Below are 22,995 nucleotides of genomic sequence, written 5' to 3'. Positions count from 1 at the left end.
GCCCACTGACAGTCGCCTTAAACCAGCTGAACCCCGGGGTTTGTGCCCTACGCCGGAGCGACCAGCAGCGGCCTGGCCCGCTCCCGCAGCTCCACGACCCGCGGCTCGTCGCCGTACGGCTCGAGACGGTGCAGCAGATCGCGTACGTACTCCGTGGTCCGCGCCGAGGAGATCCGCCCCGCGACCTCCACCGCGCGCGTGCCCGCCGCACACGCCGCGTCCAGATTCCCGGACTCCAGCTCGGCCACCGCCGACACCACGAGCCGCAGCCCGTGGGACCGTACGAACTCCTCCGTCGGCCGCGACAGCGCCTGCTCGGTGAAGCGGCGCACCTGGCGCGGCGCCTTCAGATCGCGGTAGCACTCCGCGGCGTCCGCGGCGAACCGGTCGTACGAGTAGAAGCCCAGCCACGTCGGGTCGGCATCGCCCGCCCGTGAGCGCTCCAGCCAGCCTTCTGCCGCCTTCAGCGCACCTCCCGCCGCCACCGCGTCGCTCGCCTTCGCGTGCGCCCGCGCCTCCACCAGCCGGAAGAAGCTCATCGTGCGGGCGGTGGCGAGGCCGCGATTGCGCTCGAGCGCCGCCTGTGCGAGATCCACACCTTCGTCCGCGAATCCCCGGTACGTCGCCTGCAGAGACATCGAAGCCAGCACGTAGCCGCCCAACGGAACATCCGCGGCCGCGCGGGCCAGTCGCAGCGCCTGGATGTAGTACCGCTGCGCCGCCTCCTGCTGCCCGGTGTCGAAGGCCATCCACCCGGCCAGCCGGGTCAGCTCGGCGGCCGCGCCGAACAGCGCCCGGCCCACTTCGTCCGAATACGAGCCAAGGAGCAACGGAGCCGCGTCCACCCGCAGACACTCCGGCACCATCGACGAACGCCAGTCCCCGCCGCCGTACTTGGAGTCCCAGCGCCGCGCGTCCTCCGCCGCCTCCCGCAGCTTGGCCACATCGCTGTGACCCACGCGGGCGGGAGTGTCTTCGGCGGTGTCCACCGATACGGACCGTTCCACCGAGGAGTCCGCGGGCGTTATCAGCCAGCGGGACGCGGGCGTCGCGTAAGCGCTCACTGCGAAAGAACCGGCCAGCGACTGCCAGATGCCGCCGCTGCCTGCCCGCCGGCCCGCCAGATCGAGGCGGTAGAGCTCGGTGGCTGATTTCACCGCCTCGCCCACATCCCGCGGGAAGGCCAGCCCGACCTCGGGGGCCGGATCGGCGTCCGCCAGACCGATCTCGTGCAGCGGCACCGGACGCCCGAGCTTGGCGCCGATGGCGGCTGCGATGAGGTGGGGCGCGGCACCCTGCGGCACCATGCCCTTCGACACCCACCTCGCCACGGACGTCTTGTCGTAGCGAAGGGTCAGACCGCGCTGCGCGCCAAGGTCGTTGACCCGCCGGGCGAGGCCGGCGTTGCTGATTCCCGCGAGGGCGAGAACGGTGCCGAGTTTGTCGTTCGGCCCGCGTTGCTCCCTGGACATGCGCCACCCCTCGACACACAGACGGCCGCCGCGTCGCTGCCTGGGCGCACGGCATTCGTGCTGTGTCCTCCCCTGGTGAGCAGCTCCCGACAGCTCTGGGATACCGGCTGCAAAAGCTCCTGGCCGAACCCCTCGGAATATGCGCCCCTGGGGAGAACATCAGTAAACACAGCGTAGTTCGCCGCATCCCGACCGTTAAGGGGCGGTCTTCCGTATGGCGAGATTGTTGTGCGTTGGAGCAGACGATCGGCGGATGGCGCCTCGTCGTCGTGCTCCGGGCGTGTGGCTGTGCGCCCGTCCGTGCGCTCTGGCCCCGCTGGTGGGGGAGCGCTTCCATGAGTGCTGCGTGGGTCGGCCCACTGCGTATCGGAACCAGTGGGCTGGGGGACACCGCCGCCTCAATCCCCGCGGGCGGCGGACGGGTCCGGGGGGCGAACAGCGCCTCCCGGACTGTCGTATGCACGGGTGGGGCACACATGTGCGGCACGGAGAATGGCTGAATGCAGTCGGTCCCGCTTGCCTGTTTTGTCCCCATCTGAGCATTGGCCGCTCGCCCCTTCCCTTCCCGACCGTCGTCAAATCGCCAATGCCAGGGGCGCGTTCACTTTTTGCGCGCGCTACCCGGAGCCCCTCCTGTGCGCCGCCTTCGTGGCAGCATGTTCCCGAACGGCTGAGGCCCGAGCGGTTAAGGCCCGGTGGTCCGACGTCCGGTGGGTCTGGGTTTGTCCACAGCCTGTGGAGGCGGCATGCGGTGGTTGGTGGGCTGGAGCAGTATTGCCGCAAACTTCGGTACGGCCGGGGCCGTCGGCACGTCCGACGACAGCCGTACCGTCCACCCCGTCGGTGCCCAACTTCTGTGGGGAGACCCGGATCCGCTCTGGGCGGTCGGTGACTGGCGACCCGACGAGGTGCGCGTCGTCACCGTCGACTCCTTCACCAAGCTCGCCGTCCTCGGCTGCTGCGCGGCCAGTAACGAGGAGCTGAAGGTCGGTCTCTTCGCGGCGCGCGGCGGGGCACTGCGGCATCTGACCGCCTGGGCCGGCAGCTACACCGCCGTCGTACAGGTCGGCCGCCGGATCACGATCGCCGGAGACCTGGCCGGGGCGAGACCCGTCTTCTATACGCCGTGGGCGAGCGGCACCGCGTATGCCACCGCCGCGCTCCCGCTCGCCGATCTCATCGAAGCACAGCTGGACATCGGGCACTTGGCGGCGCTGCTCGCCTGTCCGGAGACACCGGAGGCGCTGCGCGACTCGACTCCGTACGACGGGGTGAAGCGCATCCCGCCGGGCCACGCGCTGATTCTGCGCGAGGGCTCGCGCGAGATCACCGGGTACGAGCCGGTGGCGTCCCTCGCCGTCGCCGGGCCGCAGATCGAGGCGGAGCGCGCCATCGACGGCGTACGCGAGGCACTGATCGAGGCGGTACGGGCCAGACTCACCGCGCCACGGCACGCGCCCGAGACGCTGCCGCCGGATCCCGGCCCGGTGCCGGGGATGGGCCCGGCGGAGCGGCGGGCCGCGCGGAGCGGCCGGTCCGGGCCGGCGCCGGGGATCGGCGCGGACCTGTCGGGCGGCAGCGCGTCCGGCACGCTGGCGCTGCTGGCCGCGGGGCTGCCCGGCGTACCGGGCACGGTCCTCGGCCATGGGACGGGCGCGGGCGAGCGGCTGCTGGCGGTCACCTTCAACGACCTGGCCACCGGCGGGCGCGAGGAAGAACTGGAACGGGCGCGGGCAATCGCCTCCAACCCACGGCTGCACCATGTGGTGGTCGCGGCGGAGGAGGAGGGGCTGCCGTACGCAGGCCTGGACGCCGGGCCCTTGACGGACGAGCCGGCTCCGTCGCTGATCACCGCGGAACGCCACCGCGGCCGGCTGTCCGCGGGCAGCGCGGACCACTTCACGGGGGCCGGCGCGCGGCAGGTGCTGGACGCTCATCCGGCGCGCCTCGCGGACCTGCTGCTGGACCGGCGGCGGCGTCATCTGGTGCGTCCGGTCACGGCGTTGGCGCGGGCCGAGGGGCCTTCGCCGCAGTCGCTGTTCATCCCGCTGACGGTGTACCGGGCGGCGCGGCGTCTCGCCCGTACGCCCTACCGCACGGGCCTGGAGACGGCGGCGGACCGGCTGCTGGAGGCGAACCGTGCCGGCCGCGCCCCCTCGAACGGTCCGCTGGGCGCGTCCCTCGCCGCCCTGACCTGGTCGAGGCCGGGTCCTGCGGCGCGCTGGCTGACGGGCGAGGCGCTTGCCGAAGTATCGGTTCGTCTGATGGAGGGGGCGACGCGGCCGACGTCCGTGCAGCGCCCCGGGGAGGCGCGGGCACGTGCGGCGCTGACCCGCCACGCGTCGGACCAGCGGATCCTGGAGCAGGCGGCGGAGATCCGCAGTCAGCGGCTGCACGCCCCGTTCCTCGACAATCAGGTCGTACGGGCCTGCCGTGACCTCCCGGAATCGCTGCGGGTCCGGCCGGGCGCCCGCGCGGCGATCCTCCGCGCGGTGCTGGCGGGCGCGGGCATCCACGAGCTGCCGGCGGGCTGGGGCGCGACGACACATGCCTCGTCGACGGCGGCGGCACGGAAGGGCCTGCGGGTGTCCCTCCCGCACCTGATCTCCCTGTTCGACGCGCCATTGCTGGCGGACGCGGGTCTGGTCGAGGCCCGGGTGGTCCGCAAGGCCCTGCGCGCGGCGTCGGAGGGCGAATCCGTGCCGCTGGACGGGCTGGCGGAGCTGATCTCGACGGAGCTGTGGCTGCGGAGGCTGCTCTCGCGGAGGGGCACGTGCTGGACAGGCGCCGCGGCGCCACGCCAGAGGGCGGTGGCGGGAGGGGTCCCGCCGAGGCCGACGCTGCGGTCGTAGAGGACGGGGCGCCGAGGCGGGCGGAGCGGATTCGGGGTGCCTGGTCTTGTGTTGGGTGGTCGCTTCGGATGAGCGTCTGGGAGTGGGTGTTTCGGCGTGCCCGGTCCTGTTCGGCCGGCGGCGCTCGGGGTCCTCGCCCGGGGGTCCGGTCGTGCCGGGGTGACCGTTCGGGGCCGGGGGAGCCTGAGGGAGCCGCACAGCGGGGGGAGCCGGAATCGGTCAGCGGCAGCTGATCTGCGCGCGGGCCCAGTCCCCGAGCGCCACAGAGTCCAACGGCGTGTGCGGATGCACGACCAGCCGGATCGTTCTCTGCCCGGTGATCGGCACATGCACCGGTACGGCCGCGTCTCCGCCGCGCATCACCGGGGACTGCCACAGCCGCCCGCCGTCGCCGTACACCGAGAAGCGCACCGCCCCCCGGCCCAGGGTCAGATCGTCGATGCCGACCATCGCGTCATAGACGCTGCACCGGCGGTTGAGGTCGATGGTGACCGAGGACTCGGCATGCACGGTCACCCCGTGTCCGTAACGCGTTCCGCCGATCGACATGCCCCACCGCTGCCAGAGCCAGCTGCTCTCGCCGAGCCGCACCTCGGGCGCGGCGTGGTCGCCGAATACGCCGTACTCCAGCTGATTGACCTGGTACACCCGCGGGGGCGGGGGCGGCGGAGTGGGCTTGGGCCTCGGTGCGGGCGTGGGAGCGGGCGGGTCCGGGTCCTTGGGCTCGGAAGGCATCGGCGGCAGCTTCGGGTTCGGCCTCGCCGTGGACTTCGTCGTGGGCAAGGGAGGTGCCGGGTTCGGGGACGGCCTGTCCGGCGGCGCGGACTCCTCGGCCACGGCCGGGGCCGGAGGTTTCCGCTTCGGTGACGGGGTGGGCTTCAGCGGTACGACGGGCTCCGCGGCCGGAGGCTTCGCCTCGGGCTTCGGACCACCGGCAAGGGCCAACACCAGTCCGGTGACCGCCGCTACGGCCACCGTCGCCGCGATACCCGCCTTCACCGGGGCGCCGAGCCCTTCCGACGCCGCGGCCCCACCACCCGCGCCCGCGGAGGCACCGGCACCGCTCGAGGCACCCGAGGCACCCGAGGCACCGGCACCGCTCGAGGCACCCGAGGCACCCGAGGCACCGGCACCGCTCGAGGCACCCGAGGCACCCGAGGCACCGGCACCGCTCGAGGCACCCGAGGCACCCGAGGCACCGGCACCGCTCGAGGCACCCGCACCGCCCGTGCCGGCGGTGGCAGCTCCCGCCCCCGCCGCGGCACCGCCGGCCACGATCCCGGCGGCCTTGAGCGAGTACCCGGCGGCGAACCAGCCGATGACCGCGACCGGAAGAAGCGCCGGAATACCGGCGTTGACATGCGCCAGCTCGCCCGCCGCGAGCCGGCATTTGGCGCACTCTTCCAAGTGCTTGCGCAGTCCGAGCTGGGCCCGAGTCCGCAGACCTCCGCGGGAGTACGCCCCCAGCCGGTCGGCGTACCGGGCGCAGTCGCCGCCCGAGGTGAGAGCGGAACTCACATGGGCCTGCAGATACGCCTGCTTGAGACCTTCGCGTGCCCGGCCTGCCAGTACCGCCGTGGCATTGGCGGTCAGCCCGAAGAGCGGCGCGACCGCACTCGGCGACTCCTCCTCGACGGTGGTGTGCCAGAGCACCGCCTGCCAGCGCTCGGGCAGCGAGCGGAAGGCCTGCAGGGCCAGCGACTGCTCGGCCTCGTGCATCGCCCGCACATCGGCGCCGGGATCGAGGGTGCCGTCGCTCAGCGCGGCGGAGCCGCTGGCAGCCTCCGAGGCGAACACCGCGAAGTCATCGACCAGTTGCTCCCGGCGTGCCGTTTTCGTCCAGGCCGCGGCCACCCGCCGGACCGTCGTGAGCAGATACGCCCGTACCGCCTGCTCGGGCCCCGCACCTGCGCGCACCGCCTGCAGCGTCCGCGCGAACACCTCGGCCGTCAGATCGTCGGCGGTGTGCGCGTCCCGGCAGCAGGTGCGCGCATACCGGCGGACGGCGGTGGAGTGGCGGTGGAACAGTTCCGCATAGGCGCTGTCGTCGCCCTCCCGCATGCGCCGGATCAACTCGGCGTCGGACGAAGGCAGTTCGCCGGGAGGCCGCAGTACGGATTCGAGCCCGGCGCCCTCGCGCTGCGCAGGTACGGTGCACTCCTGCGGGCCACCCGCGGCAACGCCGGGCGGTCCGGCGGAACCGGCAGGCCTTCCGGTCCCGGCAGGCCTGCCAGGACCGGGCGCCCCCGAAGAACCACCGGGCCCGGCCTGGCTCGGCACTTGTCGAGAGGGCAGACCGGTCGAATCCGAACCGCCCGTACCGCCGCGTGACTCGTCCCGACCGTCACCGCTCATCGCGGAAGCCCCCATAAGCACCCTCGGACCCCAAACACCGGGCAAGAGTGCCACAGGGCGGCCGTTCATCGAACCCTTATGTCCGGCAACCACTCATCCGGGGAACTTCCCGAATCCGGGCACCGTCCATCACTCGTTCGATGAAGGCTCAACCGACAGAACACGGGAGTCAGTTGATGACGTCGGCCGAAGCCGATCGGCGCCGATCAGACCGACCGCGACCGCAAGCCCTCCAGCAGAATGTCCAGCAGCCGGGCCGAGGCCGCCGCCTGCTGCGCCGCGTCCGGCAGCGCCGGAGCGGCCGTGGCTATCACGAGCAGGACGTCCGCCACGGTCACATCGCCGCGCAGCTCACCCGCCGCCCGCGCCCGGTCGACCAGTTGCCCCACGACATCCAGCAGTTCCGTGGCGGCCGTGTCGTCATGCTCCTCGGCCGGCACCGGAGGCGGCCCGACCACCCGCAGTTCGGCCTGTGCGCCGACCCGCTGGTGCGGTACCCGTGCCTCGCCCGTTGCGACGACCATCGGCTCCTCGGCGTCCACGCCCACCCGCAGCACCTGCGGCGGCAGCAGCCGGCCCGCACCTGATGCCACCGATGTACGCAGGAACCGGGAGAGCGCGGACCACGGCTCCTCCTCCTGTCCCAGAGCCGTACGCGCCTGCTCGGTCAGCCGGGAGGTCTCCTCCTCGGCTATCCGGCGCACCAGAACGTCCTTGCTCGGGAAGCGCCGGTACACAGTCCCGACTCCGACTCTGGCCCGGCGCGCCACGTCCTCCATCGGCGCCCCGTAGCCCAGCTCGCCGAACACCTCGCGAGCCGCCCGCAGTACATGCTCGAGATTGCGCTGTGCGTCCACACGAAGCGGCGCCGAGCGGCTGGCCCCGCCCGATCCCACTCGTGTCATACCGCCGTCGCCACTGTGCCCGTCAGCGACCGAAGCCGGTGAGACAGCAGCCTGCCAATGCGAATCTTGAATGGTCATACACGTTCCCCCGGTCATGGTGTCTCCCCCCGGAGACTTCCCCGCCCTGTCTGCCGGGCGTGCCACGACCGGACACCCCGACGAGGTATGAACATAGTTGAGCCAGGGTCAATTCAGAAGGGGGTAGTTCCGCACGGAGCGCCCCCCGATCGGAGCAAGGGCCGGAAGATTCCCTATTACGCCCCCCTGCGCCACCCCCCTTGCAGCCCCTGACCTGCGAACCTTCCCCAACATCCGGAGGTTGGCCCCCGCCGGGCCGCCGAAGGCTTCCGGTCACACAATCTGCCGGTGCTGTGGACAAACGCCTGAGGCCGTTGCGTCATGGGATGGTGAAGGCTGCTAATTTCCGGGGGACGACCCCCGGCCCCCCGCCGGGCACGCGCATTCTCGTCATCGGCGGCGGCTACGTCGGGTTGTACACAGCGCTGCGCCTCCAGAAGAAACTCAAGCAGGAGCTGGAGCGTGGCGAGGCGGAGATCGTGGTGGTCGCGCCCGACCCCTATATGACGTATCAGCCCTTCCTCCCGGAAGCGGCCGCCGGTTCCATCTCCCCACGCCATGTGGTGGTCCCTCTCCGCCTCGTGCTCGGCAGATGCAGGATCCTCATCGGTGAGGCCAAGGCCGTCGACCACGCCAAGCGCACCGCGACCGTCACCACTCTCGCCACCGCCGAAGAGGGCACGGGCCCCGTGCAGATCGCGTACGACGAACTCGTCCTCGCACCCGGCTCCATCTCCCGGACCCTCCCGATCCCCGGTCTCGCCGACTACGGCATCGGCTTCAAGACCGTCGAGGAAGCCATCGGCCTGCGCAACCACGTCATCGAGCAGATGGACATCGCCTCCTCCACCCGCGATCCGGCGATCCGCGATGCCGCCCTCACCTTTGTCTTCGTCGGCGGCGGCTATGCCGGCGTCGAAGCTCTCGGCGAGCTGGAGGACATGGCCCGGTACGCCACACGCTACTACCACAACGTCAAGCCCGAGGACCTGAGATGGATCCTCGTCGAGGCCAGCGACCGCATCCTCCCCGAGGTCGGCGAGGCGATGGGCAAGTACGCCATCCGCGAGCTGCGCGCCCGCAATATCGACGTACGCCTCGAGACCCGGCTGGACTCCTGCGAGGACCGCGTGGCCGTCCTCAGCGACGGCAGCCGTTTCCCGACGCGCACCGTGGTGTGGACAGCGGGCGTCAAGCCGGCGCCCGTCCTCGCCGCCACCGACCTGCCGCTCAATGAGCACGGCCGCCTCAACTGCACCGCCCGGCTCTCCGTCGCCGGTGTCGAGCACGCCTGGTCGGCCGGTGACGCCGCGGCCGTCCCCGACCTCACTTCCGACGAGCCCGGCAAGGAGTGCGCGCCCAACGCCCAGCACGCGGTGCGCCAGACCACGGTCCTCGCCGAGAACATCGTCGCGTCGCTGCGCGGCGAACCCCTCAAGGAATACGTACACAAGTACGTCGGATCCGTCGCCTCCCTCGGCCTCCACAGGGGCGTCGCCCATGTCTACGGCCGTAAGCTCAAGGGCTATCCCGCCTGGCTGATGCACCGCGCGTACCACCTCAGCCGGGTTCCCACCCTCAACCGCAAGGCTCGCGTGCTCGCCGAGTGGACCCTCTCCGGGCTCTTCAAGCGCGAGATCGTCTCCCTCGGCTCGCTGGAACACCCGCGTGCCGAATTCGAACTCGCCGCGGGCGGCAGACGCCCGGGGCACGGCCCCCATGGCGCACCGAAGAACGGGCCGCACAGCGGCCCCGGAGGGACCTAGCCGAGGCTGGGACAGCGACGGCTGTCAGTCCGGTCGGTCACACTGGACGTGTGACCATAGGTGGGCTCACACCTGCACAGAGTGACCCTTGGCGACAACCATTGAGGCTAGAAAGTCAGTGAACTTCACGCGTTGGAGCCAGCGGCTCCCCGGTACGCAGCGTCGCGCCGAAGCGCGGGGGACCGACCGTACGGTCTCCCCGGCACAGCGAGGGGAAGGCTCGGTTCCTGCGGCCCGCGGTGAGTACGAGCAGCAGCCGGAGCCCCTGCCCGACGTCCCCGCCCTCGAGGACTTCTCCGTCCAGGAGATCCTTGGCCGTCTTCCCGCCCTGGTCGTCCTCGTGTACGGACCCGAGCACCGCATCGCGTACGTCAACGACGCCTACGCCGCGGCCTTCGGCCCCCGCCCGGTCGGCGCGACCGCCGCCGACACCTGCCCCGAGCTCACCGAACTGGGCCTGCTCCCGCTCATGGACCAGGTGCTGCGCAGCGGCACGCCCCGTACGGTCAAGTCCCGCAAGGTCCGCGGCCAAGGCTCGTACACCGTCAGCTGCCTGCCCGCCGAGAACCTCAAGGACGGCGGGGGAGTTCTCGTCTTCGCCGCCGACGTCACCGACCACGCGGAAGCCGCCGAACGGCTGCGCGCCAGCGAGCGGCGCCACCGCGAGACCGCGGTCACCCTCCAGCGGTCCCTGCTCCCGCAGGAGCTGGAACAGCCCGACGATCTGTGCATCGCCGCCACATACCAGCCGGGCGGTACGGACGCCGCGGTCGGCGGCGACTGGTACGACGTGATCACCCTCGGGGCCGGCCGCACCGCGCTCGTCATCGGGGACGTCATGGGCCGCGGTGTGCGCGCGGCCGCCGTGATGGGCCAGCTCCGCACCGCCGTACGGGCGTACGCGCGCCTCGACCTGCCTCCGCACGAGGTGCTCCAGCTGCTCGACGGCCTCGCCGCCGAGATCGACGCCAGCCAGATCGCCACCTGCGTCTACGCCGTCCACGACCCCAACGAAGGACGGCTCGTCTATGCCTCGGCGGGCCACCTCCCGGTCATGGTCCGCGACGAGGACGGCACGGTGCGCCGCGCCGAGGATCCGACAGGCCCCCCGCTCGGCACCGGCGGCTGGCTGCACACCTCGGGCACCATCGCCCTCCCGCCCGGCTCCAGCGCTGTCCTCTATACGGACGGTCTGATCGAGCGGCGCGGCGAGGACATCGACGAGGGCGTCGCCGCGCTCGAGCGCGCACTCTCGGGGGCGACCGGCACTCCGCAGGTCGTCTGCGACCGGCTGATCCGCTCCCTGGGAGTCACCGCCGAACACGACGACGACGTGGCCGTACTGGTCGTCCAGCACCCCACGCGTACGGGCCCGGCTGCCGAGCTCTTCCACAACGCCGCCCTCGAACTGCTCGGCGGCGTCGAGGCGGCCCCGCGCGCCCGCGCCTTCGCCTCCGGAGTGCTGGCCTCCTGGCGTTTCTCGTCCGAGCTCCATGACCTGGGCGTACTGGCCGCCAGCGAACTGGTGGCCAACTCCCTCCAGCACGGCACCCCGCCCATGCGTCTCAGACTCCGCCGCACCGACCGCCGCCTGATCATCGAGGTGACGGACGGCGATGACCATCTGCCGCGCCGCCGCCGCGCGGAAACAGAGGACGAGGCGGGCCGCGGGATTTCCATCGTCGCGACGATCGCCTCGTCGTGGGGAAGCCGCCGCACTCCGGGCGGCGGCAAAGCGGTCTGGTGCGAGTTCGCCCTGCCCGCCTAGCCGGTGGACGGCGTGGGCGGACCCGGCCGGCTAGGCGGCCGCCTCCAGCTGCTCGGACGGCTTGTGCTGAGCCACCACACGCGACTTCGACCCGAGATGGGGCCGGTTCTGTACGGGCGTGAGCTGCTTGCCCAGCCGCAGTGCCAGCACGGTGATGCCGAGTGAGAAGAGCACGAAGGTCACGATGTACGGCCCGTGCAGCGCGGCTCCCATCGGCCCGCCCACGGCCGGACCCACCGCCAGCGCGAGCTGCTTGACCAGCGCGAAAGCGGCGTTGTACTGCCCGACCATCGACTCCGGCGCCAGATCGGCGACCAGCGGCGCGACCGTCGGCGACAGCATCGCCTCACCGAGCCCGAACAGGCCGTACGCGGAGATGAACGCGGCTGTCGCCACCGCCTGGCTGCTCTGGCCGAGCCCCGCGTATCCCGCCGCGATCCAGGCGATGGCCCAGATCAGTCCGACGGCAGCGATCACCAGGCTGCGCCTGCGCCGCTCAACGAACTTCAGCACCACGAACTGCGCGACCACGATCACCGCGGTGTTGGCGGCCAGCGCCGTACCGAGGGTCGCGGGCTCGATCCCGGCAGCCTCGGTGCCGTACGCGGCGAGGCCCGATTCGAACTGTCCGTAGCAGGCGAAGAAGAGGACAAACCCGAGCACGCACAGCTGCACCATGGCATGGTGACCGAGCAGCGCCCGTATCCCGCCCCTGGCCTTGGCCTCGGTGTTCTCGGGCCGCGGCTCCTGGATCGAGAACGAACGCGGCAGCCGCACACTGAGCACGATCCCCGCGAGCACCAGGAACATCACGGCCTCGATGCCGAACAGCAGGGTGAAGCTGCCCGGCCGGCTCTCGTCGACGATGTGTCCGCCGATCAGACCGCCGATGCCGAGCCCCAGGTTCTGCAGGAAGAACTGCATGGCGAAGGCGCGCGTACGGGTCGAGGGGTTCGAGCACCACACGATCATCGTCGCCAGCGCCGGCTGCATCACGGCCGTACCGGCGCCCAGCAGCGCGGCGGAGAGCACGACGGTCGGGGCGCTGTTCGCCAGCCCCATGCTCGCCGCGCCGGCGGAGGCGAGCAGCGCGGCCCCCATCAGTACGGGCAGTGGTCCGCGCCGGTCGATGATCCGCCCGGTGAAGGGCAGGGCGACGAGCGCGGCCATCGCGAAGACCGCGAGGACGGCACCGGCCGTCGCCGCGCCCAGATCCCGCACCTGAGCCACATAGACGTACAGATACGGAACCGTGAAGCCGAGTCCGAACGCGCTCAGCGCGTTCCCCGCCTGAATCCGGCGCATCGCTGCGCCCGCCGCCCTGGTCACACTCACCCACTCATGGTCTCGAAGGACTGAAGCCTGAAGACTTCAATACTAAAGTTAGAACGTCAACAATACACATTGAAGGACTTCAACGCCAACGGCCCCCATGCGATACTTCGGCCCATGCCTACCGCGACCCCTGAGGGCCCCGAGTCGTCCGGCTCCGATCTCCAGGAGCCCAGCCTCGACGAGCAGATCGCCGCCTACCAGCGAGAGTTCGGCGACCTGGATCCCCAGGTCGAGAAGGTCGTCTCGGCACTCGGCCGGCTCAACCGCCGGATGAACGTGGCGTACGGCCGCCAGGTCGCCACCCTCGGCATCAGCAACGCCGAGTGGGAGGTCCTGAAAACCCTGGTGCTCGCGGGCTCTCCGTACCGGATGGGCCCGGGCGAGCTCGCCAAGCGGCTCGGCCTCACTCCGGCCGCGATGACCCACCGCATCGACCGCATGGCGGCCGACGGCCTGGTCACGCGCGACCGCGACGAGAACAACCGGGTGCGGGTCATCGTGGAACTGACGGACGAGGGCCGTACGAAGTGGCTCGAGGCGATGCGCATGGCGACGCACTTCGAGGAGGACCTGCTCCAGGACCTCTCGGCGGACGAGCGGGGTGTGCTCGGCGAGCTCCTGATCCGTGTCCTGCGCCGCGTGGAGCATGCCCAGCCGGACGCCGGCGGCCGCCTCACCGACCTGGACTAGGACCGGGGGTGAACGGCGGGTGGGTCGGAGTTGACGCACCCTTCACCGGCGCGTAAAGTTCTTCGAGTTGTCACGGAGCCGGAACGGTTCTGCGGCAGCCACTCCCGCCGCGACTGCGGCAACCAAACTCAGCACGATCTCCCGCCGGGAATGGATTTTGGCATGCCGAAATTCATTTCGAAGACTCGATTATGAGTCGCCTGAGGAATCCGCTAGAGTTTGGGCGTCGGAACGGCCCAACAGCCGGAAAGACAAATCCCGCTGACTGGGAATCAGGTCCGAAAGGATCTGATAGAGTCGGAACCGCCGGAAAGCCGAAAGGCTGGAAAGCGAAACCTCGCTCCGACGGGGAATCGGACACGAAAGAGTCTGATAGAGTCGGAAACGCAAGACCGAAGGGAAGCGCCCGGAGGAAAGCCTCGGACAGTGTTCTGCGGGTGAGTACAAAGGAAGCGTCCGTTCCTTGAGAACTCAACAGCGTGCCAAAAGTCAACGCCAGATATGTTGATACCCCGGCCTGTTTCGGCAGGTTCGAGGTTCCTTTGAAAGTCCTGTCCCTGCTCATTGCAGCGGGGCAGGCAATGACACAGCGAGGACGCTGTGAACAGTCGGTCTTATTCCGACCGGCTGTTCCGCTCTTGTGGTGTTGATCCCGATTACGGGAGAACATTCATGGAGAGTTTGATCCTGGCTCAGGACGAACGCTGGCGGCGTGCTTAACACATGCAAGTCGAACGATGAAGCCCTTCGGGGTGGATTAGTGGCGAACGGGTGAGTAACACGTGGGCAATCTGCCCTTCACTCTGGGACAAGCCCTGGAAACGGGGTCTAATACCGGATAACACTCCTTCCTGCATGGGGAGGGGTTGAAAGCTCCGGCGGTGAAGGATGAGCCCGCGGCCTATCAGCTTGTTGGTGGGGTGATGGCCTACCAAGGCGACGACGGGTAGCCGGCCTGAGAGGGCGACCGGCCACACTGGGACTGAGACACGGCCCAGACTCCTACGGGAGGCAGCAGTGGGGAATATTGCACAATGGGCGAAAGCCTGATGCAGCGACGCCGCGTGAGGGATGACGGCCTTCGGGTTGTAAACCTCTTTCAGCAGGGAAGAAGCGAAAGTGACGGTACCTGCAGAAGAAGCGCCGGCTAACTACGTGCCAGCAGCCGCGGTAATACGTAGGGCGCAAGCGTTGTCCGGAATTATTGGGCGTAAAGAGCTCGTAGGCGGCTTGTCACGTCGGATGTGAAAGCCCGGGGCTTAACCCCGGGTCTGCATTCGATACGGGCTAGCTAGAGTGTGGTAGGGGAGATCGGAATTCCTGGTGTAGCGGTGAAATGCGCAGATATCAGGAGGAACACCGGTGGCGAAGGCGGATCTCTGGGCCATTACTGACGCTGAGGAGCGAAAGCGTGGGGAGCGAACAGGATTAGATACCCTGGTAGTCCACGCCGTAAACGTTGGGAACTAGGTGTTGGCGACATTCCACGTCGTCGGTGCCGCAGCTAACGCATTAAGTTCCCCGCCTGGGGAGTACGGCCGCAAGGCTAAAACTCAAAGGAATTGACGGGGGCCCGCACAAGCAGCGGAGCATGTGGCTTAATTCGACGCAACGCGAAGAACCTTACCAAGGCTTGACATATACCGGAAAGCATCAGAGATGGTGCCCCCCTTGTGGTCGGTATACAGGTGGTGCATGGCTGTCGTCAGCTCGTGTCGTGAGATGTTGGGTTAAGTCCCGCAACGAGCGCAACCCTTGTTCTGTGTTGCCAGCATGCCCTTCGGGGTGATGGGGACTCACAGGAGACTGCCGGGGTCAACTCGGAGGAAGGTGGGGACGACGTCAAGTCATCATGCCCCTTATGTCTTGGGCTGCACACGTGCTACAATGGCCGGTACAATGAGCTGCGATGCCGCGAGGCGGAGCGAATCTCAAAAAGCCGGTCTCAGTTCGGATTGGGGTCTGCAACTCGACCCCATGAAGTCGGAGTTGCTAGTAATCGCAGATCAGCATTGCTGCGGTGAATACGTTCCCGGGCCTTGTACACACCGCCCGTCACGTCACGAAAGTCGGTAACACCCGAAGCCGGTGGCCCAACCCCTTGTGGGAGGGAGCTGTCGAAGGTGGGACTGGCGATTGGGACGAAGTCGTAACAAGGTAGCCGTACCGGAAGGTGCGGCTGGATCACCTCCTTTCTAAGGAGCACTTCTTACCGGGCTTGCCCGGTCAGAGGCCAGAACACCGGCGAATGTCCGGTGCTGGTTGCTCATGGGTGGAACGTTGACTATTCGGCACGATCGGTTTGGGACTGTCAGTACTGCTTCGGCGTGGAACACAGGATCTGGACCGGACGTGCCGGGCGCGCTGTTGGGTATCTGAGGGTGCGAGCGTGAGCTCGCCCTTCGCGATGCCGGCCCCGGTGAACTCGCTCGTGAGAGCGGGGTGGTGGGTGGCTGGTCGTTGTTTGAGAACTGCACAGTGGACGCGAGCATCTGTGGCCAAGTTTTTAAGGGCGCACGGTGGATGCCTTGGCACCAGGAACCGATGAAGGACGTGGGAGGCCACGATAGTCCCCGGGGAGCCGTCAACCAGGCTTTGATCCGGGGGTTTCCGAATGGGGAAACCCGGCAGTCGTCATGGGCTGTCACCCGCTGCTGAACACATAGGCAGTGTGGAGGGAACGAGGGGAAGTGAAACATCTCAGTACCCTCAGGAAGAGAAAACAACCGTGATTCCGGGAGTAGTGGCGAGCGAAACCGGATGAGGCCAAACCGTATGCGTGTGATACCCGGCAGGGGTTGCGCATACGGGGTTGTGGGATCGCACTTCAACAGTCTGCCGGCTGTTGGGCGAGTCAGAAACCGTTGATGTAGGCGAAGGACATGCGAAAGGTCCGGCGTAGAGGGTAAGACCCCCGTAGCTGAAACATCAACGGCTTGCTTGTGCGACACCCAAGTAGCACGGGGCCCGAGAAATCCCGTGTGAATCTGGCGGGACCACCCGCTAAGCCTAAATATTCCCTGGTGACCGATAGCGGATAGTACCGTGAGGGAATGGTGAAAAGTACCGCGGGAGCGGAGTGAAATAGTACCTGAAACCGTGTGCCTACAAGCCGTGGGAGCGTCGCTGGCAGCACTTGTGCTGTCAGTCGTGACTGCGTGCCTTTTGAAGAATGAGCCTGCGAGTTTGCGGTGTGTTGCGAGGTTAACCCGTGTGGGGAAGCCGTAGCGAAAGCGAGTCCGAACAGGGCGATTCAGTAGCGCGCTCAAGACCCGAAGCGGAGTGATCTAGCCATGGGCAGGTTGAAGCGGAGGTAAGACTTCGTGGAGGACCGAACCCACCAGGGTTGAAAACCTGGGGGATGACCTGTGGTTAGGGGTGAAAGGCCAATCAAACTCCGTGATAGCTGGTTCTCCCCGAAATGCATTTAGGTGCAGCGTCGTGTGTTTCTTGCCGGAGGTAGAGCACTGGATAGGCGATGGGCCCTACCGGGTTACTGACCTTAGCCAAACTCCGAATGCCGGTAAGTGAGAGCGCGGCAGTGAGACTGTGGGGGATAAGCTCCATGGTCGAGAGGGAAACAGCCCAGAGCATCGACTAAGGCCCCTAAGCGTACGCTAAGTGGGAAAGGATGTGGAGTCGCAGAGACAACCAGGAGGTTGGCTTAGAAGCAGCCACCCTTGAAAGAGTGCGTAATAGCTCACTGGTCAAGTGATTCCGCGCCGACAATGTAGCGGGGCTCAAGCGTACCGCCGAAGTCGTGTCATTCGTACACATATCCCCAACGGGAGTACGGATGGGTAGGGGAGCGTCGTGTGCCGGGTGAAGCCGCCGCGGAAGCGAGTGGTGGACGGTTCACGAGTGAGAATGCAGGCATGAGTAGCGATACACACGTGAGAAACGTGTGCGCCGATTGACTAAGGGTTCCTGGGTCAAGCTGATCTGCCCAGGGTAAGTCGGGACCTAAGGCGAGGCCGACAGGCGTAGTCGATGGACAACCGGTTGATATTCCGGTACCCGCTTTGAAACGCCCAGTATCGAGCCCATTAATGCTAAGGCCGTGAAGCCGCCCTGATCTCTTCGGAGTTGAGGGGAGTGGTGGAGCCGCCGGCCCAAGATGGTAGTAGGTAAGCGATGGGGTGACGCAGGAAGGTAGTCCAGCCCGGGCGGTGGTTGTCCCGGGGTAAGGGTGTAGGCCGTGTGATAGGCAAATCCGTCACACATCAAGGCTGAGACCTGATGCCGAGCCGATTGTGGTGAAGTGGATGATCCTATGCTGTCGAGAAAAGCCTCTAGCGAGTTTCATGGCGGCCCGTACCCTAAACCGACTCAGGTGGTCAGGTAGAGAATACCGAGGCGTTCGGGTGAACTATGGTTAAGGAACTCGGCAAAATGCCCCCGTAACTTCGGGAGAAGGGGGGCCATCACCGGTGACGGCATTTACTGCCAGAGCTGGGGGTGGCCGCAGAGACCAGCGAGAAGCGACTGTTTACTAAAAACACAGGTCCGTGCGAAGCCGTAAGGCGATGTATACGGACTGACGCCTGCCCGGTGCTGGAACGTTAAGGGGACCGGTTAGTCACATTTCGGTGTGGCGAAGCTGAGAACTTAAGCGCCAGTAAACGGCGGTGGTAACTATAACCATCCTAAGGTAGCGAAATTCCTTGTCGGGTAAGTTCCGACCTGCACGAATGGCGTAACGACTTCTCGACTGTCTCAACCATAGGCCCGGTGAAATTGCACTACGAGTAAAGATGCTCGTTTCGCGCAGCAGGACGGAAAGACCCCGGGACCTTTACTACAGTTTGATATTGGTGTTCGGTTCGGCTTGTGTAGGATAGGTGGGAGACTTTGAAGCGGCCACGCCAGTGGTTGTGGAGTCGCCGTTGAAATACCACTCTGGTCGTGCTGGATGTCTAACCTGGGTCCGTGATCCGGATCAGGGACAGTGTCTGATGGGTAGTTTAACTGGGGCGGTTGCCTCCTAAAGAGTAACGGAGGCGCCCAAAGGTTCCCTCAGCCTGGTTGGCAATCAGGTGTTGAGTGTAAGTGCACAAGGGAGCTTGACTGTGAGACCGACGGGTCGAGCAGGGACGAAAGTCGGGACTAGTGATCCGGCGGTGGCTTGTGGAAGCGCCGTCGCTCAACGGATAAAAGGTACCCCGGGGATAACAGGCTGATCTTCCCCAAGAGTCCATATCGACGGGATGGTTTGGCACCTCGATGTCGGCTCGTCGCATCCTGGGGCTGGAGTCGGTCCCAAGGGTTGGGCTGTTCGCCCATTAAAGCGGTACGCGAGCTGGGTTTAGAACGTCGTGAGACAGTTCGGTCCCTATCCGCTGCGCGCGCAGGAGTCTTGAGAAGGGCTGTCCCTAGTACGAGAGGACCGGGACGGACGAACCTCTGGTGTGCCAGTTGTCCTGCCAAGGGCATGGCTGGTTGGCTACGTTCGGAAAGGATAACCGCTGAAAGCATCTAAGCGGGAAGCCTGCTTCGAGATGAGGACTCCCACCCCCTTGAGGGGTTAAGGCTCCCAGTAGACGACTGGGTTGATAGGCCAGATGTGGAAGCCGGGCAACCGGTGAAGCTGACTGGTACTAATAGGCCGAGGGCTTGTCCTCAGTTGCTCGCGTCCACTGTGTTAGTTCTGAAGCAACGAACTGTCGAGTCCCCCTGTGCGGGGATTCCGGGTCGTACATCTTCATAGAGTTTCGGTGGTCATAGCGTTAGGGAAACGCCCGGTTACATTCCGAACCCGGAAGCTAAGCCTTTCAGCGCCGATGGTACTGCAGGGGGGACCCTGTGGGAGAGTAGGACACCGCCGAACAATCATTGTGGGAAAGCCCCGCACCGTTATGGTGCGGGGCTTTTCTGCGTTCAGAACCTATGGCGCGACGCTACGGAGCGGGGGGCGGGGCCACGCGGTGCGGAGTACCGGAGTACGACGGTGAAACCCCGTTGCTCAGAGGCACAGGCCCGGTCAGTATCGGCAGATGGATCAGAACGACTATGTCATCCGCGCGGTGCGCGCCGAGGAGTGGGCGAAGGCCAGGGAGCTCCGGCTCGCCGCTCTGCAGGACCCCGCCGCACCCCTCGCCTTCCTGGAGACGTACGAGCAGGCCGTGGAGCGGCCGGACGGCTTCTGGCAGGACCGGGCCTCCGCAGCGGCGGAGGGGATCGTCGCACGCCAGTTCATCGCGGAGCACGCGGACGGGCGGTGGGTCGGCACACTCACGGTCCTCGTCGAGCGGCCGGCCGGAGAGGTGCGGTTCGGGGAGGCGGCAAAGACCGACCAGACGCATGTGGTCGGGGTGTTCGTGCGGCCCGAGGTGCGCGGTGCGGGTCTTGGGGAGGCGCTGTTCGAGGCGGCGGTGGAGTGGTCCTGGTCGCTGGCGGGGCCGCCTGTGGAGCGGGTGCGGCTGTATGTGGACGAGCGCAACGCGCGTGCCGAGGCGTTCTACCGGCGCATCGGGTTTGTGCCGAGCGGGGACTCCGTACCCGCGCCCGGGGATTCCACGGCACGCGAGGTGGAGCTCGAGGTCAAGCGGTAGCTCCCGCAGTCAGCAGTTCACTCCTTGGCCGGTGCTGGGCTATTGGGGGAGCGGCTCGGGCCAGCGGGCTCGCGCCTGTTCGACGGAACGGAGCAGGACCAGGGTCGGCAGGCCCTGGTCCTGACCGGTTGCCAGCAGCTCCGGAAGGCTGGGAAGGGGAGCCACGGCCGCGACGTCGTCCAGGACGAGCGTCATTGGTGGGTCGAGCCGACCGTCGGATGACCGTGCGGCCATGCGGCGGCCGTGCTCGACCACGTCTGCGGCGAGTGCGGTGAGCAGAGGCATCGCGCCGGGGTGGGTTCTGGGGTCCTCGATCTGTTCACCCACCACATAAAGGGTTCCCCCTTCGTTTATGAATGATTCCAAGGTGAGGGAATCCGTTCGGTTTGGGGTGCAAGCCTCACGAATGTGGATCGAGGAGAGCGCGGAGAGCGCGCGTACCACCAACTGCTGGGCGATCTCCCGGCGTTCGGGATGCCCGGTGAGGGCGGACTCGAGCAGCCCGGCGAGTCCGGCGGTGGCCTTGGGGTGCGTACGGAGGATGCGTACCGCGTCATGGGCGTTGCCGCCCTGTGCCCAGCGGTGGAGCTGCTTGAACGGGCGTCCGTCCACAGCGGCGGCATGCAGCCAGCAGCGCACGAGCGTTTCCGCGGTGTCGGCCATGGCCGCGTCGAGGAGAGCGCGGGGTCTTATGGGCGCGAGCAGTGCGGCGGCGCGTGCGGCGGCGGTGTCGGCGTTCTCGCAGTGCGCGGTGGGCGACCAGTGGAGGCGGGCGGGCGTGTCGCAGAGATGCCCGGGATCGTAGACGAGAACGGGACCGAGCTTGGCCCGCGCGTCCTTGGTCCCGGCCCACACGGTGGGATCGGAAGTGACGACGAGCGCCGGCCCTTCGGCGTCGAGGACGGCCTGAACGGTGACCGGGCGACGGGTGGCGGGGTTGCCGTAGAGGATCCGGGTGGTGCGGGGGACAGGGACGAGGTGCGTCTCCCGCCCGGCCGCGCCGTGCGCCGTGAAGGGGTTGGGGCCCGCGGGCCCGGTGTGCGGGCTCGCGGCTGCGCCGTCACCCGCCGTGGCATGGGCCGGGTGGGGGCTCGCCACTGCGCTGTCGCCGGGCGCGGATGGTGGGGTGCCGGGCTGGTGCCCGGTTCCCGGGTAGGCGTGCGCGTCTTGGCTCGCGACTGGGGCGTACGGGCCCGTGGACGCTTCCGGTGAGGGGGTGACGGGGCCGGAGCCGGAGCCGGCTCGGGGGTCCCAGCCGTTCCCTCCCTGGTCGGCAGCCCGCGGCTGCCCGCGGCGGCTGTCAGCCGGCTTCGCCGGGTCCGGGCCTCCCGTGGGCGCGTCCGCGGCCGAGGAGCCCGCCGGGTCCCAGCCCTCCGTCTTCGCGACGCCGGCGAACCGATGTGAGGGCGAACCGGAGACGCGGCCCGCGCGGACCGCGCGCCAGCGGGCGAGCGTGCCGAGGACGAACACCGTCAGTACCACCAGCACCATCAACTCACCTATGGCCAGGCCCCAGAACAGCCCGTACCCCGACAGCTCCGCCGGCGGAGTGTCCGGCCATGCGGCCGGGAGGTCGTGCGGCTTGGACGCCAGCGCCCGCATGGCCAGCGGCGTGCGGGTGAAGGTGACGCCCGCCGGCCACGAGCCGTGCGTCATCAGAGCCGCCAGCCCCGTGGCAGTCCAGACCAGCAGGGTCAGCCCGAGCAGGAAACCGAGCAGGCCCACCAGCAGGCCGTCGGGGATACCGCGCTCGTCCCGGTCCTCGGCGTGTTGGTAGTGACGGCGGTCGCGCATGTCATGCCACCGTTGACTCGGAGGACTCGTCCAGCTGCTGCCGCTCGACCAGGGCCGCGCGCTGCTCCGCCTCCCACTCCGCGGCGGCCACGTCCTCGGGCAGCGCAGGCCCCGAGGATTCCGTCATCGCCCGGTCCGTGAAGACCAGTGGTCTCTCCGCCTCCGTCACCAGGTGTTTGACCACCTGGACGTTGCCGTTGACGTCCCAGACCGCGATGCCGGGAGTGAGCGTCGGAATGATTTCCACCGCCCATCGCGGCAGGCCGAGCACACGGCCCGTCGCCCGTGCCTCGTCCGCCTTCTGTGCGTAGATCGTTCTCGTCGACGCCATCTTCAGGATCGCCGCCGCCTCCCGTGCCGCAGCCCCGTCGACCACGTCCGAGAGATGGTGGACGACGGCCACGAAGGACAGGCCCAGCCGGCGGCCGAACTTCAGCAGGCGCTGGAAGAGCTGCGCCACAAAGGGCGAGTTGATGATGTGCCACGCCTCCTCCACCAGGAAGATGCGTTTCTTGCGGTCCGGGCGGATCCAGGTGTGCTCCAGCCACACCCCCACGATCGCCATCAGGATCGGCATGGCGATCGAGTTCCGGTCGATGTGCGAGAGGTCGAAGACGATCAGCGGCGCGTCCAGGTCGATCCCCACCGTCGTGGGTCCGTCGAACATGCCGCGCAGGTCACCGTCGACCAGTCGGTCCAGGACGAGCGCGACATCCAGGCCCCACGCGCGTACGTCGTCTATGTCGACGTTCATGGACTCGGCGGACTCCGCCTCCGGGTGCCGCAGCTGGTCCACGATGTCGGTCAGCACCGGCTGCCGGTCGAGGATCGTCTCGTTGACGTACGCGTGCGCCACCTTCAGCGCGAAGCCCGAGCGCTCGTCGAGTCCGTGCCCCATGGCGACCTCGATGATCGTACGGAGCAGGGCGAGCTGTCCCGTCGTCGTGATCGCGGGGTCGAGCGGATTGAGCCGGATACCGCCGTCCAGTGCCGTCATCGGGTCCAGCCGGATGGGAGTTATCCCCAGCTCCTGGGCGACGAGGTTCCACTCGCCCACTCCGTCCTCGCCCTGCGCGTCCAGCACCACCACCTGGCGGTCGCGGAAGCGCAACTGCCGGAGTACGTAAGTCTTCTCGAGCGCGGACTTGCCGTTGCCGGACTCGCCGAGCACCAGCCAGTGGGGGGCCGGCAGCTGCTGGCCGTACAGCTGGAAGGGGTCGTAGATATAGCCCTTGCCGCTGTACACCTCGCGGCCGATGATCACGCCGGAGTCACCGAGGCCGGGCGCGGCGGTGGGGAGGTAGACGGCCTGCGCCTGCCCCGTCGACGTACGGACAGGCAGGCGGGTCGTCTCCACCTTCCCGAACAGGAAGGAGATGAAGGCATCCGTGAAGACGGACAGCGGATCTCGCATGGCGGACTGCCCTCT

Annotated in this window: 11 protein-coding genes and 3 rRNA genes; 8 read left to right on the top strand and 6 right to left on the bottom strand. The window is 67.9% G+C overall.

Annotated features, from left to right (window positions below):
* Window positions 1-47 precede the first annotated feature (47 nt).
* Window positions 48-1,472, bottom strand: a complete 1,425-nt coding sequence (locus OG966_RS19070) for an MFS transporter (RefSeq protein WP_326650915.1) — start codon at window positions 1,470-1,472, stop codon at window positions 48-50.
* Window positions 1,473-2,218: 746 nt separating this feature from the next.
* On the opposite strand from OG966_RS19070, the gene OG966_RS19065 reads away from it, so the two are divergent.
* Window positions 2,219-4,324, top strand: coding sequence for an asparagine synthase-related protein (locus OG966_RS19065; protein WP_326650914.1), 2,106 nt, complete (start codon window positions 2,219-2,221; stop codon window positions 4,322-4,324).
* A 219-nt stretch (window positions 4,325-4,543) separates the two neighbouring features.
* Here OG966_RS19065 and OG966_RS19060 read toward each other — a convergent pair whose 3' ends face one another.
* Complete coding sequence (locus OG966_RS19060) at window positions 4,544-6,679, bottom strand: sigma-70 family RNA polymerase sigma factor (RefSeq protein WP_326650913.1); 2,136 nt, start codon at window positions 6,677-6,679, stop codon at window positions 4,544-4,546.
* A 206-nt stretch (window positions 6,680-6,885) separates the two neighbouring features.
* Entirely contained in the window at window positions 6,886-7,662 is a 777-nt protein-coding gene (locus tag OG966_RS19055; protein WP_326650912.1) for a TetR/AcrR family transcriptional regulator, read from the bottom strand.
* Window positions 7,663-7,988: 326 nt separating this feature from the next.
* On the opposite strand from OG966_RS19055, the gene OG966_RS19050 reads away from it, so the two are divergent.
* Entirely contained in the window at window positions 7,989-9,428 is a 1,440-nt protein-coding gene (locus OG966_RS19050) for an NAD(P)/FAD-dependent oxidoreductase (RefSeq protein ID WP_326650911.1), read from the top strand.
* A 118-nt stretch (window positions 9,429-9,546) separates the two neighbouring features.
* A complete protein-coding gene (locus OG966_RS19045; RefSeq protein WP_326650910.1) occupies window positions 9,547-11,196 on the top strand; it encodes an ATP-binding SpoIIE family protein phosphatase in 1,650 nt (549 codons plus the stop codon).
* Between the two features lie 30 nt (window positions 11,197-11,226).
* Here the strand turns inward: OG966_RS19045 and OG966_RS19040 are convergent, their stop codons facing one another.
* Window positions 11,227-12,501 (bottom strand): MFS transporter, encoded by a 1,275-nt coding sequence (locus tag OG966_RS19040; RefSeq protein WP_326655281.1) that lies wholly within the window; start codon window positions 12,499-12,501, stop codon window positions 11,227-11,229.
* 144 nt (window positions 12,502-12,645) lie between these two features.
* Between OG966_RS19040 and OG966_RS19035 the strand changes: the two genes are divergently transcribed.
* The 5 genes from OG966_RS19035 to OG966_RS19015 all read left to right on the top strand — a co-directional run bounded on the left by OG966_RS19035 (window position 12,646) and on the right by OG966_RS19015 (window position 19,772).
* Window positions 12,646-13,221 carry a MarR family winged helix-turn-helix transcriptional regulator gene (locus tag OG966_RS19035; RefSeq protein WP_326650909.1) on the top strand — a complete coding sequence of 192 codons (576 nt, stop codon included), beginning with the start codon at window positions 12,646-12,648 and terminating at the stop codon, window positions 13,219-13,221.
* A 669-nt stretch (window positions 13,222-13,890) separates the two neighbouring features.
* Window positions 13,891-15,416 (top strand): 16S ribosomal RNA (locus tag OG966_RS19030).
* Window positions 15,417-15,717: 301 nt separating this feature from the next.
* Window positions 15,718-18,842 (top strand): 23S ribosomal RNA (locus OG966_RS19025).
* Window positions 18,843-18,931: 89 nt separating this feature from the next.
* Window positions 18,932-19,048 (top strand): 5S ribosomal RNA (rrf, locus tag OG966_RS19020).
* Together the 16S, 23S and 5S rRNA genes form the textbook arrangement of a ribosomal RNA operon.
* Before the next feature lie 166 nt (window positions 19,049-19,214).
* Complete coding sequence (locus OG966_RS19015; RefSeq protein ID WP_326650908.1) at window positions 19,215-19,772, top strand: GNAT family N-acetyltransferase; 558 nt, start codon at window positions 19,215-19,217, stop codon at window positions 19,770-19,772.
* A gap of 39 nt (window positions 19,773-19,811) precedes the next feature.
* On the opposite strand, the gene OG966_RS19010 is transcribed toward OG966_RS19015, so the two are convergent.
* Both OG966_RS19010 and OG966_RS19005 read right to left on the bottom strand, forming a co-directional pair.
* Entirely contained in the window at window positions 19,812-21,566 is a 1,755-nt protein-coding gene (locus OG966_RS19010; protein ID WP_326650907.1) for a type IV secretory system conjugative DNA transfer family protein, read from the bottom strand.
* A gap of 1 nt (window position 21,567) precedes the next feature.
* Window positions 21,568-22,980 (bottom strand): ATP-binding protein, encoded by a 1,413-nt coding sequence (locus tag OG966_RS19005; protein WP_326650906.1) that lies wholly within the window; start codon window positions 22,978-22,980, stop codon window positions 21,568-21,570.
* Window positions 22,981-22,995: the final 15 nt, after the last annotated feature.

The organism is Streptomyces sp. NBC_01750 (assembly GCF_035918095.1).
Classification (GTDB): Bacteria; Actinomycetota; Actinomycetes; order Streptomycetales; family Streptomycetaceae; genus Streptomyces.
Note: the sequence above shows the minus strand (reverse complement) of the source record. Positions and strands in the feature narration are given on the sequence as shown.

Bases quoted from the DNA above. Each gene is read 5' to 3' on its own strand.
- OG966_RS19070 (WP_326650915.1), bottom strand. From the start codon at position 1,472: ATGTCCAGGGAGCAACGCGGGCCGAACGACAAACTCGGCACCGTTCTC.
- OG966_RS19065 (WP_326650914.1), top strand. From the start codon at position 2,219: ATGCGGTGGTTGGTGGGCTGGAGCAGTATTGCCGCAAACTTCGGTACG.
- OG966_RS19060 (WP_326650913.1), bottom strand. From the start codon at position 6,679: ATGAGCGGTGACGGTCGGGACGAGTCACGCGGCGGTACGGGCGGTTCG.
- OG966_RS19055 (WP_326650912.1), bottom strand. From the start codon at position 7,662: ATGACCATTCAAGATTCGCATTGGCAGGCTGCTGTCTCACCGGCTTCG.
- OG966_RS19050 (WP_326650911.1), top strand. From the start codon at position 7,989: ATGGTGAAGGCTGCTAATTTCCGGGGGACGACCCCCGGCCCCCCGCCG.
- OG966_RS19040 (WP_326655281.1), bottom strand. From the start codon at position 12,501: ATGCGCCGGATTCAGGCGGGGAACGCGCTGAGCGCGTTCGGACTCGGC.
- OG966_RS19035 (WP_326650909.1), top strand. From the start codon at position 12,646: ATGCCTACCGCGACCCCTGAGGGCCCCGAGTCGTCCGGCTCCGATCTC.
- OG966_RS19015 (WP_326650908.1), top strand. From the start codon at position 19,215: ATGGATCAGAACGACTATGTCATCCGCGCGGTGCGCGCCGAGGAGTGG.
- OG966_RS19010 (WP_326650907.1), bottom strand. From the start codon at position 21,566: ATGCGCGACCGCCGTCACTACCAACACGCCGAGGACCGGGACGAGCGC.
- OG966_RS19005 (WP_326650906.1), bottom strand. From the start codon at position 22,980: ATGCGAGATCCGCTGTCCGTCTTCACGGATGCCTTCATCTCCTTCCTG.